Source organism: Actinomycetota bacterium (genome assembly GCA_041658625.1).
Taxonomy (GTDB): domain Bacteria; phylum Actinomycetota; class JAHEXW01; order JAHEXW01; family JAHEXW01; genus JBAZZW01.
Genome location: JBAZZW010000002.1, coordinates 219,138 through 233,472, shown reverse-complemented (window position 1 = coordinate 233,472; position 14,335 = coordinate 219,138). Strand labels below are relative to the sequence as shown.

General features: G+C 51.3%; 11 protein-coding genes, 1 tRNA gene and 1 pseudogene. 2 read left to right on the top strand and 11 right to left on the bottom strand.

Annotation, left to right across the window (positions count from 1 at the left end):
- Positions 1-17: 17 nt before the first annotated feature.
- The 9 genes and pseudogenes from WC891_06070 to WC891_06030 all read right to left on the bottom strand — a co-directional run bounded on the left by WC891_06070 (position 18) and on the right by WC891_06030 (position 10,258).
- On the bottom strand, positions 18-2,237 hold the full coding sequence (locus WC891_06070) for a DNA internalization-related competence protein ComEC/Rec2 (protein ID MFA5867505.1): 2,220 nt from the start codon (positions 2,235-2,237) through the stop codon (positions 18-20).
- Between the two features lie 68 nt (positions 2,238-2,305).
- Positions 2,306-2,842, bottom strand: coding sequence for a YerC/YecD family TrpR-related protein (locus WC891_06065; protein ID MFA5867504.1), 537 nt, complete (start codon positions 2,840-2,842; stop codon positions 2,306-2,308).
- Positions 2,832-3,587 carry a helix-hairpin-helix domain-containing protein gene (locus WC891_06060; GenBank protein ID MFA5867503.1) on the bottom strand — a complete coding sequence of 252 codons (756 nt, stop codon included), beginning with the start codon at positions 3,585-3,587 and terminating at the stop codon, positions 2,832-2,834. Before WC891_06060 ends, WC891_06065 begins: the two co-directional genes overlap by 11 nt.
- Before the next feature lie 59 nt (positions 3,588-3,646).
- A pseudogene (gene leuS, locus WC891_06055) lies at positions 3,647-6,124 on the bottom strand (leucine--tRNA ligase).
- Positions 6,125-6,168: 44 nt separating this feature from the next.
- Positions 6,169-6,244: transfer RNA gene (locus WC891_06050), tRNA-Ala, on the bottom strand.
- A gap of 31 nt (positions 6,245-6,275) precedes the next feature.
- Entirely contained in the window at positions 6,276-6,647 is a 372-nt protein-coding gene (gene rsfS / locus WC891_06045; GenBank protein ID MFA5867502.1) for a ribosome silencing factor, read from the bottom strand.
- Entirely contained in the window at positions 6,648-8,114 is a 1,467-nt protein-coding gene (locus WC891_06040; protein MFA5867501.1) for an LCP family protein, read from the bottom strand. It lies immediately after the preceding gene.
- A gap of 10 nt (positions 8,115-8,124) precedes the next feature.
- Positions 8,125-8,730: a nicotinate-nucleotide adenylyltransferase gene (gene nadD / locus WC891_06035; protein MFA5867500.1), complete on the bottom strand. Its 606-nt coding sequence runs from the start codon at positions 8,728-8,730 to the stop codon at positions 8,125-8,127.
- On the bottom strand, positions 8,708-10,258 hold the full coding sequence (locus WC891_06030; GenBank protein MFA5867499.1) for a diguanylate cyclase: 1,551 nt from the start codon (positions 10,256-10,258) through the stop codon (positions 8,708-8,710). The genes nadD and WC891_06030 overlap by 23 nt, the downstream gene beginning before the upstream one ends.
- Positions 10,259-10,262: 4 nt before the next feature.
- Here WC891_06030 and WC891_06025 point away from each other — a divergent pair, with 4 nt between their 5' ends.
- Both WC891_06025 and WC891_06020 read left to right on the top strand, forming a co-directional pair.
- Positions 10,263-10,418 carry a hypothetical protein gene (locus WC891_06025; protein ID MFA5867498.1) on the top strand — a complete coding sequence of 52 codons (156 nt, stop codon included), beginning with the start codon at positions 10,263-10,265 and terminating at the stop codon, positions 10,416-10,418.
- A 149-nt stretch (positions 10,419-10,567) separates the two neighbouring features.
- A complete protein-coding gene (locus WC891_06020; GenBank protein ID MFA5867497.1) occupies positions 10,568-10,972 on the top strand; it encodes a helix-turn-helix transcriptional regulator in 405 nt (134 codons plus the stop codon).
- On the opposite strand, the gene WC891_06015 is transcribed toward WC891_06020, so the two are convergent.
- Together WC891_06015 and WC891_06010 are read right to left on the bottom strand one after the other, a co-directional pair.
- Positions 10,953-12,782 carry a diguanylate cyclase gene (locus WC891_06015; protein MFA5867496.1) on the bottom strand — a complete coding sequence of 610 codons (1,830 nt, stop codon included), beginning with the start codon at positions 12,780-12,782 and terminating at the stop codon, positions 10,953-10,955. The two genes, WC891_06020 and WC891_06015, sit on opposite strands and share 20 nt — an antisense overlap.
- Before the next feature lie 26 nt (positions 12,783-12,808).
- Positions 12,809-13,834, bottom strand: coding sequence for a diguanylate cyclase (locus tag WC891_06010; protein MFA5867495.1), 1,026 nt, complete (start codon positions 13,832-13,834; stop codon positions 12,809-12,811).
- Positions 13,835-14,335: the final 501 nt, after the last annotated feature.

Genomic DNA, 14,335 nt, shown 5'->3' with positions numbered 1-14,335 from the left:
TAGTGGCCCTGATGTGCTTATTGTTTGGTTGTTGATACATGGATTGTTGACCCGTTGCTTTCGATTATAACAGAGCCGTTTTTATCGGTTCGATAAACCGCAGCGCCGGCTTGTCTTAATTTAGCCAGCGTTGACGGCGCCGGGTGGTGAAAAGGGTTGTTGGCGCCGACTGATATAACCGCTATTTCGGGATGGGCAGCGTTTAGGAAGCGCGCGTCAGCGCCGTTCTTGCTGCCATGGTGCGGTACTTTCAAAACTTCTACGTGGTCTACATCTTGGTCGTTGACCATTGCTTGCTCTGTCGACAGTTCAATATCGCCGGTAAACATCAACTTGATCTTCTTGTATCGAATAAGCGCGACAACCGCCCGGTTATTAGCATCGTCCGATTCGTCGGCTTCCGCCGCGTTCAGGATGGCCTCATCCGGGGACATGATGCTTACCTTCATATACTTTCCCACCGCGTACGAGTGACCCTGCTTCCCCTTTGCGTTGCTAACACCGCCTTGCTCGAGCGCGTCAATTATCCGCCGGCCAAGGTTCAGGTTAGAGCTTTTATCCGGCAGAACCGCCTTCTTAATGAAATAGCCGCTAACCACTGCTTCCAGACCGCCGGCATGGTCTGCGTGCGCGTGCGTCATAATCAGCAAATCTATCGTCCTTATCCCGTAACTCCTCAGAACGGCCACAGCGCTGTCCGGTTCCGGCCCGCCGTCTATTAATATCGTGGCGCCGTCCTCGGCTTGAATTAACGTCGCATCTCCTTGTCCGACGTCTATGAAAACAGCGCGCAACCCGGCGGGAGGTCGGGACTTGGCCGCCTGGCAGCCGAACAAACCGACCACAAGCACGGCCAAAAGAATCGAGACCGTCGCCGTCCTGGCAAAGCGGCGGTTCGGGAAATCATTGATAGTTGCCCTGGCCGACCGCCAACGGTTGTACCTAATAAGCCCAAAGTAGAACAATCCGAGCAAACCGTAATATGCTGCGACGCACACGGCGGAGACCGGCGGCAGCATTACTGACGCATATGGCCAGCCGGCGAAATAGTTGGCCGCTACGACGATGTACGCCAGGCAAGGTTCGACTATAATCGCCATGATTCTCGCTAGTCCGGTTGAGATCGCACCCGCTAAAGTTATCAGTATGCCGAAGATCGTCGCCGGGGCTATAGCTGGGCCAACCATTACATTGGACGCAATCGAAACCAGCGACAGCTGTTCGAAATAAAGAATCAACAGGGGCGCCACGCCCAACTGAGCGGCCAAAGTAAGGCAGGCCGCCGACCCTAGTCCCCCGGGCCTGGTCTTGAAAGCGGTTTCAAGCGGAGGGGTAAAAACCAGGATCGTGATCGTGGCGGCAAACGACAACTGAAATCCGATATCAAACAACGCGGCTGGGTCGATAACAAGAATGGTCATGGCGGCCGCAGCCAGAGCCGGAAACGGATTGCCCCGCCTGGAAGCGAGAATTGCGCCAAGGGCTGCCAACCCCATCACGCCCGCTCTGACAACCGAGGGCTGGAGCTTTGTCAGAAACATATAAAAGACGACCGCGCTGGCTGTAACGGTGAAGGCCAGCATCCGCCCCAGCTTACCCATATTTATCGTTGCCGCGCGGACAAGATAGCCGAAAGCAATTATTAGAATTGAGATGTTTAAACCAGAAACGGCCAGGATGTGCGACAGGCCGGTCGTTTTAAAATCCGCCGCTATGTCCGGCGGGATATCCTCGGTCATCCCGAGAACAATGCCCATCATCAAGCCCCGGTATCGCTCTGATATTGTCTTAGCAATAGTGTCTTCAACATGACGCCGTGCCGCTTTGACGACAGTAATCTTTTCCGTATCGTACCCAGTGGACGCCTGTCTCTTCGGCGTTGCGTTTTCTGCCTTCGATATTTTGGCAGAGCTAATGCTCTTTCCTTTTGTGGGACTTACTTTGCAGCCTCCGCCCGCTGGCTGATCACCGTCTATCACGCTCTTTGAGCACAGTCCGGCCATCACTCCGGCGGACAAGATCACGACGATCAATAAACCATAGACCAGCCCCCACCGCGGGTTTGACTGCTTGACCGCCCAAAACAAAGAAAAAGAAATCGCTACAACTATCAAGGTTCCGATGATTGTCGCCAATGTCGGTAAATCGATATCTGGCAGCACCCTAGCTCCGACGACAATACCGACAGCATAGACAGCAGTAATAATCCAAAGCTTAAGGTTGACTTCACTCCTCATGTGATTTTCCTGCTTTTATGCTCATCTCCCACCCATCACTACATCGCTACGTAGCGATGTAGTGCCTCTCATCTGCTGTTTCTACTTTTCGTTGATTTAATAATTGAATTAACCAGAGCGGTCGGCCAAAAATATTGCGCGTTTCTAGATGGTTTTTGATATGTTCTGTTTGAGGCATCTCCATTGAAGAATGTTCCTGGCTCCGCTAATCCGCCGATTTCTGCCATGCGCTGAATCACTAGTGTATATCCTAAGCCTTGCATCTCTAACCACTGACTGACTTTCCTGATTGTACCAGGAGAGGCGCCAAGATCCCTCCTGATCTGTGAGTAAGTAAAACCAGAAACAAGATAAATCGCAATACGGAGCCTTCTAGCTAGCATCCTAATCTCAGCATTCGACAATAAGTCGCTTAAAAATAATTGGGCTTCCCCGACGTTTTCAATAGACGACATAGCAACGAAAAAATCTACAAACAGCGCGTCCTGATTCCATTTCGAATCCAATGGTTCCTGACAAGAGTTATTTTCATAAAGCCTCTTCAGACCCACTACATCGCTACGTAGCGATGTAGTTTTGCCCTCCTTGCTGCGGTTATTCGACATAGATGTAGGGTTTGATTTTGGCGAAGGTTTTCGGGCCGATGCCCTCAACTTCTCCTAATTGATTTATATCAGTGAAACCGTTGCGTTTTTGGCGGTGGTCGATAATGCGGCCTGCGAGAGTCGGTCCGATTCCGGGAATGGTGTCCAGTGCGGCGGCGTTCGCTGTGTTTATGTTAATCCGCCCGCTGTCATCCTTTTGTCCGGCGCCGCTGTCGGAACCTGAGCCTCCGCCGGAGCCGCTGCCTGAGCCTTCGCTGGAACCTAAACCTTCAATTGAGGTGGTTGTTGAGAGTTTCTCGCCTACTTTCGGGATGTATATCCGCTCGCCGTCCACGACCAGGCGGGCCATGTTGACGGCGTTTCCGTTGCCTTCGGCGGCTAAGCCGCCGGCCAATGCGATTGCGGCATTTAAGCGTGTGCCGGCTCCGACCCGGTAGACGCCAGGCTTTTGGACCGCCCCGCACAGGTATACGAAAAGCCATTGGCTTTTCTTGGCGGAGCCGCTCTTGCCGCCGCCAGTATCATTGCCGCCGCCGGTGCCGTTATTTTTCTCGTTTGCGGTTGTCGCGATGACTTGAACGCCGCGAGCGGACCAGGCGCGGAAGAGGTTGTAGCTTGAATACATAATGACCAACAAAGCCACGCATAACGCGGCGATCACTTGCCAACGATCTACTTCTTGGTCAAAACGGAAGGAAATAAACTCGATAATGCGGGCGACGAGGTCCGGCTGATTCAACTCCATAGCCGGACAATACCATATGTTATAGTTATTGTCTATTAATTTCTAATCTGTAAGTCTTCTTACTTAACGACTATGTTGATTAATTTCCCGGGCACGGCCACAACCTTGACGATTGACCGTCCTTCAAGGTGTTTTGTCACCCGCTCGGATTCCCGCGCGAGCTTCTCCATATCAGCCTGGGTGATACCGGCGGGCGCCTCGATCCGGTCCCGCAGTTTCCCATTGATCTGGACAATCAGAGTTATGGTGTCCGTCTCGCACAACGCCAGGTCATAAGGAGGCCAGTCGGCGACATGAACACTGCCTGTCTCGCCCATCATGCTCCAAAGCTCATCCGTGATATGAGGCGCGAACGGCGACAATAACAGCACGAGCGCTCGAGTCGCCTCCGTGACGGCGTCCACGTCCCGAGACGTCCCAACGGTTTCGTTATATTTGCTCATCCCATTGACGAGTTCCATAATCGCGCTGATGGCGGTATTGAATCCAAACCTCTCGATATCTTCGCCGACTTTTCGGATCGTCCGGTGCGTCAAACTTCGTAATTCTTTCGCACCATCGGCGCCCGTAGCCCCAGCCGCAGAACCCGCAGCCGCACCACCAGACCCCGCGAACGCGATGTTGTCCGCGGCCACCCGGTAAGCGCGATTCAAGAAACGATGCACGCCCTCAACGCCCTGGTCGCTCCATTCCAGATCCATCTCCGGCGGCGCGGCGAACAAAATAAACAAACGACAAGCGTCCGCGCCGTAACGCTGCATGATCGCTTGCGGGTCAACAATATTACCTTTTGACTTAGACATCTTCTGGCCGTCCTTTATGACCATACCCTGAGTCAAAAGATTCGTAAACGGCTCCGGCGTGGGCACCATCTTCATGTCGTTAAAGACGCGGGTAAAGAACCTGGCGTATAGCAGATGCATCACGGCGTGTTCGATTCCGCCGATGTACTGATCAACCGGCATCCAGTAGGCGGCCGCCTTATAGGTGAAAGGCGTTTCCGTTTCGCTCGGACTTGTGTACCTTAAGAAATACCAGCTTGAGCAGGTAAACGTGTCCATCGTGTCCGTCTCGCGCCGGCCCTTGCCGCCACAGATAGGACAAACCACATCAGTGAAAGAAGTCATATCGGGAAGCGGCGAGTGTCCCTTCTTGCCCAACGTGACCTCGACCGGCAATACCACAGGCAGATCCTCTTCCGGCACCGGTACCGTCCCGCACTTCCCGCAATAGATGATGGGAATCGGATTGCCCCAGTAACGCTGTCGGGAGATCAGCCAATCCCGCACTTTGTAATTGACCGCCGCCTGGCCAATGCCCTGCTCCTCAAGATAACCAGTAATCCGCGCCTTGCCCTCCAAGCTCGGCAGCCCGGTTATAACTCCCGAACCGACCATTGCGCCCTCGCCAACATAGGCTTCAGTCATACCGTTGCCGTCCAGCACTAAGTCCTCAGGCTGAATAACAACTCTGACCGGCAACCCGTATTTCCTGGCAAACTCGAAATCACGTTGGTCATGCGCGGGCACCGCCATAACCGCGCCCGTCCCGTAACCGGTCAGAATATAGTTGGCCAGATAAACCGGGATTTTCTCACCGTTCAGCGGATTTAATACGTAACGGCCGGTAAAGAAGCCGAGCTTTTCCACCTCGGCGTTCGTCCGGTCAATTGAACTCTCCAAGGCGACCTGCCGGCGAAATTCCTCCAAACCGGTCGACAGCTTCGGATCGACGATCAGCTTGTCCGCCAGCTCATGTTCCGGGGCAAGCAAGAAGAACGTCGCGCCGTACAGCGTATCAGGCCGCGTCGTAAAGACCGTTATGACCTCGCCATCCCCGACCACCTTGAAATCGACCGACGCGCCTTCGCTACGGCCGATCCAGTTCTCCTGCATCAACTTGACTCTGTCCGGCCAACCTGGCAGCTTATCAAGTCCGTCCAGCAGTGCCTGGGCATAATCGGTGATCTTAAAGAACCATTGAGCGAGCTGCCGGTTTTCCACGGCGGTTTCACAACGCCAACATTTCCCGTTGTTAACCTGCTCGTTGGCCAGGACGGTATCACAAGAAGGACACCAGTTTACGGCCGCCTTCTTCCGGTGAACCAGACCCCGCTCCATAAACTTCAGGAAAATCCACTGTCCCCATTTGTAGTAATCAGGTTGGGAAGTGTTTATCTCTCGCGACCAGTCATACGAGAAACCAAGCGCCTTTAATCCCTCTTTCATCGCGGTAATATTCCGGTCGGTCCATTCAGCCGGCTGGATGCCACGCTTGATGGCCGCGTTTTCCGCCGGCAGGCCGAAAGCGTCCCAGCCGATTGGATGTAAGACATTGAAGCCGCGCATGGCGAAATAGCGGGCTACAACGTCGGCGATACCGTAATTACGAACATGACCCATATGGAGCTCGCCGGAAGGATAAGGGAACATCTCGAGGATGTACTTTTTGGGCTTGTCTGGATCTTCCGTCACCTTGTGCAGATCGGACTCCGCCCAAGCCTGCTGCCATTTCTTCTCAACGGCAGCAAAATCGTACTTAGCGGGGGTCTCTGAATTCTTAGAAGGACTGTTCTTTTTATTGGTGGAGGTGAGGGGATTCGAACCCCTGACCTCGTCCATGCCGAGGACGCGCTCTCCCAACTGAGCTACACCCCCAATTTTAGGAACAAAGAGTAGTATACGGGCTTCATGCTTCACCCGTCAATTTGACCACTGGTGCGTCTTTCCACAGGCGCTCGATCTGATAGAACTCCCGCTCCTCCGTCCGGAAAATATGTAAGACAAAGTCGATGTAATCCAGAAGTATCCAGGCGCTGTCCGGTGTTCCCTCGCGCATGTAAGGTTTCAACCCGATCTTGCCGAGCTCCGCTTCCACGTTCCCGGCGATAGCCCGGAGCTTCCGGGTATTGGAGCCGCTCATGACAATAAAATAGTCGGTGATGGGGAATGTTTCTCTCATGTCCAGAACCTGAATATTCTCAGCTTGCTTGTCCTCCGCCGCGGCCACAGCCACCTTAACGGCGTCCAACGTCCTTTTATCGGATGAGGTTTCCCGCAACTAGAGGTCCTTCCCGAGTATTATCCCGACTTCGATATCAGTCCTTGGCGTAGCGGCGGTCTTAATCTCTCCCGCCCCTAGAAGAATTTTAATGTCTTCGGCCATTTTACGAACCACCGTGTTATCCACGTATACCGTTATGACAGTCGTGCTATAGTCATTCCGGTCAGCGTTTCCTGTGTTGACGACGTCGTATCCGCCGGCTTTCAATTTGTCCGCGTAAGTCTGGGCCAGCCCGGAGCGTCCCGCTCCGTTCAAGACCTCAACCTTCTTAGTAAGCGTGTAGGCTTTGTTTTTGTTGACGTAGTCCTTCCCGACAATAACGGTAACGTCCGCTACATCCTGCGGCAGGTTGTTGATTACGATTTTGCCGACGCCAAGTATGTCTTTAATCTTATCGGCCAACGCCGTCTTTTGCGCGCTGCTGGCGTAAATAATAATCTGGGTTTCCGCATAGTCGAAGTTGTCCGCGTTCTTTGTGTCGACAACCCTGTAATCCTTGTTGATAAGCTTTTCCGCTACCTCCGTTGCGATACCGGGGTCGCCCGCTCCATTCAATACGCGCACCCTGAGGTTCTTAGCCGTGTTGCTCTTGTCTGAGTAAAATATCCTGGTTATCATGGCGTCGACCGCGGTTTTTTCCGGTTGATAGTAATATTTCTGGTCCACCAGAACTTCCTTGACCGGTAGTGTGGCCACCTTGAAATTACTCGCGGTGGTGGTAACGGAGGCCATGATCACGCTTTCAACTTGAGCCGCCCCGATGTCCGTATCATAAGCGCCCCTAAGCTTCGGGAGTATAGACAGCAACTTGTCAAAAACGTCCGCGCCGGCGGCCTTGGTCTTTAGCGCGGTGATGAACTTATTCTGCCGGCCCAAACGGTCGATCTCCTTTTCATCAGCCGTGTTCGGGCTGAGATAATCGGTTACCCCTTCCCCGTTCAGCTTCTTACCGGCGACCGTAACACCGCCCAGCTCGGTAACAATCCTCGCCAAAGCTTTCTCGCTAACCTTAAAATAGTGATTTATCTTTACGCCCGTCAGGTACTCAACAGTAGCTTTGCTCAGAGAGATTTTTCCGGTCGTGTAAGCCTGCTTTAGGTCCCCAGCGCCTTTCCCTGGAATCTCGACCATGAGATTCTTGGGCATCGAAATCACGTCAAGTTTCTTTGTTTTGGGATCATAGGTGGCCAGCAAGAACGCGTCCGCTTCTTCTCCTACAGATGTGTCCTTCACCCCGATAATCAAAGCGGTCACGCGTTCCGCCGGTTGCTTGTAAACCGGTCCGACGGCCTGCTTTTTCAAGAACGGTATATTTCTATAATCAAAACCGATTAGCGCGAACAAACCGACAATCAAGGCGGCAATAATAAGCAAAACAGCCGCGGCCCAAATAAAGACGCGGCGTCTGCGCTTACGAAGATATTTTTGTTTGTTCCGGGTCCGTTTGGCCCGGTATCTCGACATTTCGCTCATACTACCCTTGGTATAGACTCCTACTCTTAATATACTCCAGAACACCCGCCGGCAGCAGATTCGTCACCGGAAGATTGTCCCGCAATCGCTGACGTATATCCGTCGACGAGACCCCCAGCGCCGGAATTTCCATCCAAATCACGCGTTCGGCGACCGCAGGAGCTTTGTCAACAGTGTATCCTGGACGGGTAGCGCCTATCAAGTGGCCGTATTTATAAATCTGCTCGGGTTCACGCCAGGTGTCAAGCTCCAGCGCGGCGTCGGCTCCGGTAATGAAATAGAATTCAGTATCCGGCAGCTCCTCCTTGAAGTGCCGCATTGTATCAATAGTATAAGATGGCCCCGGTTTGTCTATTTCGTACCTGGAGACTTCAAAACGAGGATCGTTTGCGATAGCAATCGCCGTCATCAAATATCTGTCTTCGGCCGGCGCCAACGCGCTTACGTCTTTGTGCGGCGGTTTCCCACATGGAATGAATATTATCTTGTCCAGATTGAACCGGGCGATGGCTTCTTCGGCGGCGGTCAGATGGCCGTAGTGGATTGGATTAAACGACCCGCCCATAAGGCCGAGTCGGTGGGACTCAACCAGCTTTTTTGGCGACATTCCTGACCGGCTTCCCTAATTTCTTCGCTATGGCTACTTGATTGCGGCCTTGTTTCTTGGCCATATAAAGTGCCTTGTCAGCTGCGTCGATTAACGCTTGCTTGTTGCCGGCGTCTTCAGGCATTGAGGCAACGCCGAGGCTGATGGTAAACTTGCCGTTCGGCATGGCTTCCTCGCCGAAAAACTCCTCCTCCTCAATGGCGCTGCAGATCCGGTTGGCCAGATTGATCGCCTCGTCCTTGACGGTTTCGGGCAGAATAATTACGAATTCTTCCCCGCCGTACCTGGCTATGATGTCGGTCTCCCGCGTCATGCCACGCATGACATTGGCGACGGTCTTAAGCGCCGTGTCGCCTCTGGGGTGGCCAAATTGGTCATTGTAGGTTTTGAAGAAATCCAAATCACCCATAATCATAGAGAGCTTGTGTTTATAGCGGCGGCTTCGCCGGACCTCTTGATCCAGTCTCTCCTGGAAATACCGGTGGTTAAAGAGCTTGGTTAATCCATCGGTGATGGCCAGCTCCATCGTTTGTTCAAGCGCTTGGGCCTTTAAAAGAGCGATCGTCGCCTGGTTGGCCAGAAGGACCAGGGCTGACAGCTCGCGCTTTGTGTAATCGTGAGGCTCAAAATCGTCAACATAGAGAATTCCGACGACTCGGTTCTCCAGCCTCAGCGGCAAAGCGACCAGAGACTTAATGCCTTCTTTGATGAGAATCGAGCTCACGTCGTCGATCGTGTCCGATATATCCGATATAACCAACGGCGTTTCCTCTTTAAGAATCTTACTTGTCAGACCGCCTTCTCGTAACCTCCAGCGCGGCAGAGTCGCAAAAGCCGGCGAGAAACCCTTCGAGGACGCCAAATAGAATTCCCTTTTGTCTCGGTCATATAAAGCCAGGCTGCCCGCGGGCGCGCCCGTAATCTTAACAGCGCTGTCAACAATCAAATCGAGCGTTCCCGACATATCCTCTGTCCGCGTGAGCATCAATCCGATGGAGTAGAGGGCCTGGTGCTCTATCAATGAAGCCTGCGTCTCGTTATACAGCTTGTTGTTCTCAATGGCGATGGCGACCTGGTCGCTAATAACGGTAAGAAGCCGTAGATCCTCGTGGTCGAAAGCGTGGGTTTCGCTGGTCGAGTGAAGAATGATTACGCCGTATATTTTATCTCGAATCATAACCGGAACAGCTATTGATGATTGGATATTCATTTCCATCTTGAGCGGCGTGAACCGGCTGACGAATTTGCCCCGGCTATAGTCGTTTGGGACATCGTGGGCAATCAACGGCTTCTTCTCTTGTGCCACCCAGCCGGTATAACCCTCGCCCATGAAATGCTCGTTGCCTTTCATGTCCTTGGTGAATCCGTAGGTGCCGCGAACGGCCAGACGATCTCGCTTCGCCTCCTCGATCAGCAAAATCTCCCCGATTTGCGCTTGGCTGATGACCTGGATGGCAAAAGCCAGAATCCTGTCCAGTAGGTTATCCAAATCGAAATCGCCGGAAATCGCGCGCGCAACTTCCGACAAGATAGTGACTTCACTTAAATATCTGTCAGGATTTACCGCCGAAGAACCCGAGGGGAAAGATGTCCGCCGGACGTTCAGCCAGATCATGATTACCAGCGCGACCAGCACTAGCGCCAGCAATATCGCCAGAATCGCCTCAATTGTTGTAGAAATAACTTAACCTCCTGCTGCGCCTTTCAAAGTCGTCAGGTGACTTATTGTCTATTATCGGATACTTGGTTGTTAAAATGAACTCCTAATTGATATAATGACTGTAAACTATTTATAGAATGTGGTTACGATGCGGAACTATTAGAGAAGGAGCTAGACATGAGAGTAAAGAAAGAAGACTGCGGCGACAAAACCCTCGCCGAAAAGCTGACGCTCCTGTTCGAGACGCGTCTATCACCCGATCTGGATCCTTTCACTTTGCTTGAAGTAGCCGAAGGCACCAACGGTTCAATCTCCCCGACATATTTAATGAATCTCCGCGACGGCAAGTTCAGTAATCCGAGCATGAGCAAAATCAAAGCGCTCTCCAAGTTTTTCGGGGTCCCGATTACCTATTTTTACGACGAAGAAGGTGCCGACAAGCTGCGCGACGACCTCAGGAACGACTTCTACAAATCGCTGAACGCTCTATCAGACGAGGATGTCCGCCGGCGCATTGCCGAAACAACAACGCCCCGAGCGCAGTCCATCGTGATTAACATCGTCAAGAATAAAGGCCGCTAGCGTTTCGGCGGCTTTTCGTCTGTATTAAATCCCGTTTGGCTTCGTTCAGTAGCCGCCTTGACGGCTTGAGGCCGTTTTCCGTAAACGCGCTTCCCGCGCTCACCGTCACCAATCCCGTCTCGCCGTTTATCCGAAGCCTGGCCACGCTGGCCTGCATTTTGCTTTCCCAGAAATGTATCTCATCGCGCTGGACCCCGGGCAACATTATCGCGAACTCGTCGTCGCCCACCCGCGCGGCGATATCATAAGGTCGTATTTCGTTTTCTATCTCCGCACCGATCGCTGAGATAATATAATCCGCGACCGCCGAGCCTTCTCTGTCGTTTATCAAAGTAAAACCGTCAATATCCAGCATGAGGACACCCAGAGATGTCTTATGCTCCTTGCTTCTCGCCAGTTCTTCCTCCAGCCTGTCGTAGAAATACGTCCCGCTGAATAACCGGGAGACTTTGTCTGTAACCGCAGCCCTATAAAGCCTGGCGTTTTCAACCGCGATCGAGAGCTGGTCAGCCAACGTCGACAGCAGATCGATATCATTTGGCGTATAAACATCGCCCGAAAGCTTCTCCCCCAAAACAAGGAATCCAATCAGCTCGTTTTTCACGAACAATGATATGTAGACATTGACAGGCTTGTCGACGCCCATAATGACACGATTTCCGTTACTCCTTAGCTTGGCCGCGAGATTGTTGTCTTCCCCATATCTCGTCTCGCCAATAAAACTCTCGTCCTTTCCCGCAAAAGCCGCAATGGAGAACTCTCTTCGTTCCGAGTCATGCAAGAAGACTTCTACGTAAGACAGTTTCAGCGTATCTTTAATCGTTGCAGCGGTTTTGTGAAGTAGCTCGTCAAGGTCAAGAATCTTTACTACCATCTTTGAAAACCCGCTAATTGCGTCTTGGTATTCATAATGCGTTTTGAAGAAAACTGTGTCTAAGTAGCGTTGAACATTGCGCTGCACAGGCTCAAAAGTTAGCGCAACCGCTAAAGCCATTAGAGCAACCGGAGCTAAGGATTTATAGCCCGTCAGATTCTGAAACATTGTCTGCGTTATAAACGTAGAGGCAACATATCCAACAGCAATCATAGCTGTAAGAATCGAGTAAGCAGCGCTTCTCTTGACAATGATATCGAGCCTCGTTAACCTTTGTTTTAAAATTGCGTAAGCTACGAGTAAGATGGATGCCGCGATGCCAAAATGACCAAGTGGAAAGATAAGCCAAATCCCATAGAGTGGCATAATATTGACAATACCGCTTGTAATGGCAATCGCTGCTGCAAAAAATATCCATTTTGCCTGATTCCTTTTTGCCCCGTCAGTTAAACGTAATTCACGTAAAAGTATGTAAACGCTGATCAGCATTATCATAATGAATAGAGCATCAAAAACGCGGCTCAACAAACCCGGCAGAACATAAAACCCGCCTTTTACATAAGTTGCAGCTCTATAAAAATATGGTGTGAACGTTGTAGTAGCGAAAACGCTGCTTCCCGCATAGAGTGTCACGTCGAACGCATGGCTAATCTTTGTTGAACCAAATGATTCTTGAAACTCTAGAACAAAGTTGAGAAACGCTGAGGGAATAAAAACAAGGCCAATACCAGATAGTCGAGCCCAAAACAGCGCCAATTGTGTCGACGGACTAGACCACATCATCAGAATTCCTAGACTCCACAAACCTATCGCACATGCAAGTACTGCGAAATTGACGTGTAATCGACTACGAGGTCTATTGAGCGCAACAATAAAAGCGATTCCAAATGACGCCATAACGGTTAGCGCTACCGTAAGCAAGAATATTACATCCATTTATCGATCCCCTATTATCAAAATCGTCAAGAATAAAGGCCGCTAGCGTTTCGGCGGCTTTTCGTCTGTATTAAATCCCGTTTGGCTTCGTTCAGTAGCCGCCTTGACGGCTTGAGGCCGTTTTCCGTAAACGCGCTTCCCGCGCTCACCGTCACCAATCCCGTCTCGCCGTTTATCCGAAGCCTGGCCACGCTGGCCTGCATTTTGCTTTCCCAGAAATGTATCTCATCGCGCTGGACCCCGGGCAACATTATCGCGAACTCGTCGTCGCCCACCCGCGCGGCGATATCATAAGGTCGTATTTCGTTTTCTATCTCCGCACCGATCGCTGAGATAATATAATCCGCGACCGCCGAGCCTTCTCTGTCGTTTATCAAAGTAAAACCGTCAATATCCAGCATGAGGACACCCAGAGATGTCTTATGCTCCTTGCTTCTCGCCAGTTCTTCCTCCAGCCTGTCGTAGAAATACGTCCCGCTGAATAACCGGGAGACTTTGTCTGTAACCGCAGCCCTATAAAGCCTGGCGTTTTCAACCGCGATCGAGAGCTGGTCAGCCAACGTCGACAGCAGATCGATATCATTTGGCGTATAAACATCGCCCGAAAGCTTCTCCCCCAAAACAAGGAACCCGCGAATCTTATTGTCTATTGTCAATGACATAACAGCCTGGGCGACGCCTTGATCTCGGTCCAGGATAACGCTTTGTTTCGCCGCGGCCAGCCGCTGCACCAGGCCGCTTTCCTCTTTAAAAGACCAGTTCGCGATAATCGATTCATCACCGCCAGTAAAAGCAGCGACTTCAAAGACATTTGTGTCGGCATTCTTTAAAAACACGACGACTTGATCAAGCTGAAGAGTCTGCCTGATTGTCTCAGCGGTCTTTTGCAGAAGCTGGTCAAGGTCCAGTATCATCACGACCATGCGGGAGAACTCTTTGATTGCCTCCCGGTAATCATAATGCGTCTTGAAAAACCTCTTGTCGACAAACTTCTGGATCACACTCCGCAAAGGCTCAAATACAATGGCAATTAGAATGCCGAACACAGTCATAAACATGAGAGAAGCTGCACTACCAAACCGGCTGATGTGAAACCATTGCTGACAGGCAAAAATGACTGACACATATACACCGACCAATATTGCCGATGCGGTCGAGTATACGATACTCTTCTTTATAATTACGGCTATATCAAGAAACTGATACTTCGATATTGCGTATGCAATTATGGCGGTAAGAGTCAATGACCCTATATATCCAACGGGCGGTAGTACTACTCCAACTGGTGCGGCAAAATATGAAAAAAACGGCAATACGCTCAAAACAGTACCCGCCATAATAAGTCTATATAAAAGACGGCGCTTCACATTTGCGTGGTAATATCCGAGAGCAAGCAAGTGAATGCACGATAAGAAGCAAAGAATTATTAGAGTAATAAGAAAGTACTGTATGGGAATCGCTTTCAAATAATAGCCGTTCATAAACTCTAAGGCCTGTTGGTTTACTAAAGAAGTCCTATCCAGTAGGAAGAGCGTGGCAGCCCAAATGTAGGT

What these genes read in the sequence shown, in the direction of transcription:
- WC891_06010 (MFA5867495.1), bottom strand. Translation starts at nt 13,834, where the DNA reads ATGACTGTGTTCGGCATTCTAATTGCCATTGTATTTGAGCCTTTGCGG.
- WC891_06020 (MFA5867497.1), top strand. Translation starts at nt 10,568, where the DNA reads ATGAGAGTAAAGAAAGAAGACTGCGGCGACAAAACCCTCGCCGAAAAG.
- WC891_06040 (MFA5867501.1), bottom strand. Translation starts at nt 8,114, where the DNA reads ATGTCGAGATACCGGGCCAAACGGACCCGGAACAAACAAAAATATCTT.
- WC891_06070 (MFA5867505.1), bottom strand. Translation starts at nt 2,237, where the DNA reads ATGAGGAGTGAAGTCAACCTTAAGCTTTGGATTATTACTGCTGTCTAT.
- WC891_06060 (MFA5867503.1), bottom strand. Translation starts at nt 3,587, where the DNA reads ATGGAGTTGAATCAGCCGGACCTCGTCGCCCGCATTATCGAGTTTATT.
- nadD (MFA5867500.1), bottom strand. Translation starts at nt 8,730, where the DNA reads ATGTCGCCAAAAAAGCTGGTTGAGTCCCACCGACTCGGCCTTATGGGC.
- WC891_06015 (MFA5867496.1), bottom strand. Translation starts at nt 12,782, where the DNA reads ATGGATGTAATATTCTTGCTTACGGTAGCGCTAACCGTTATGGCGTCA.
- WC891_06065 (MFA5867504.1), bottom strand. Translation starts at nt 2,842, where the DNA reads ATGTCGAATAACCGCAGCAAGGAGGGCAAAACTACATCGCTACGTAGC.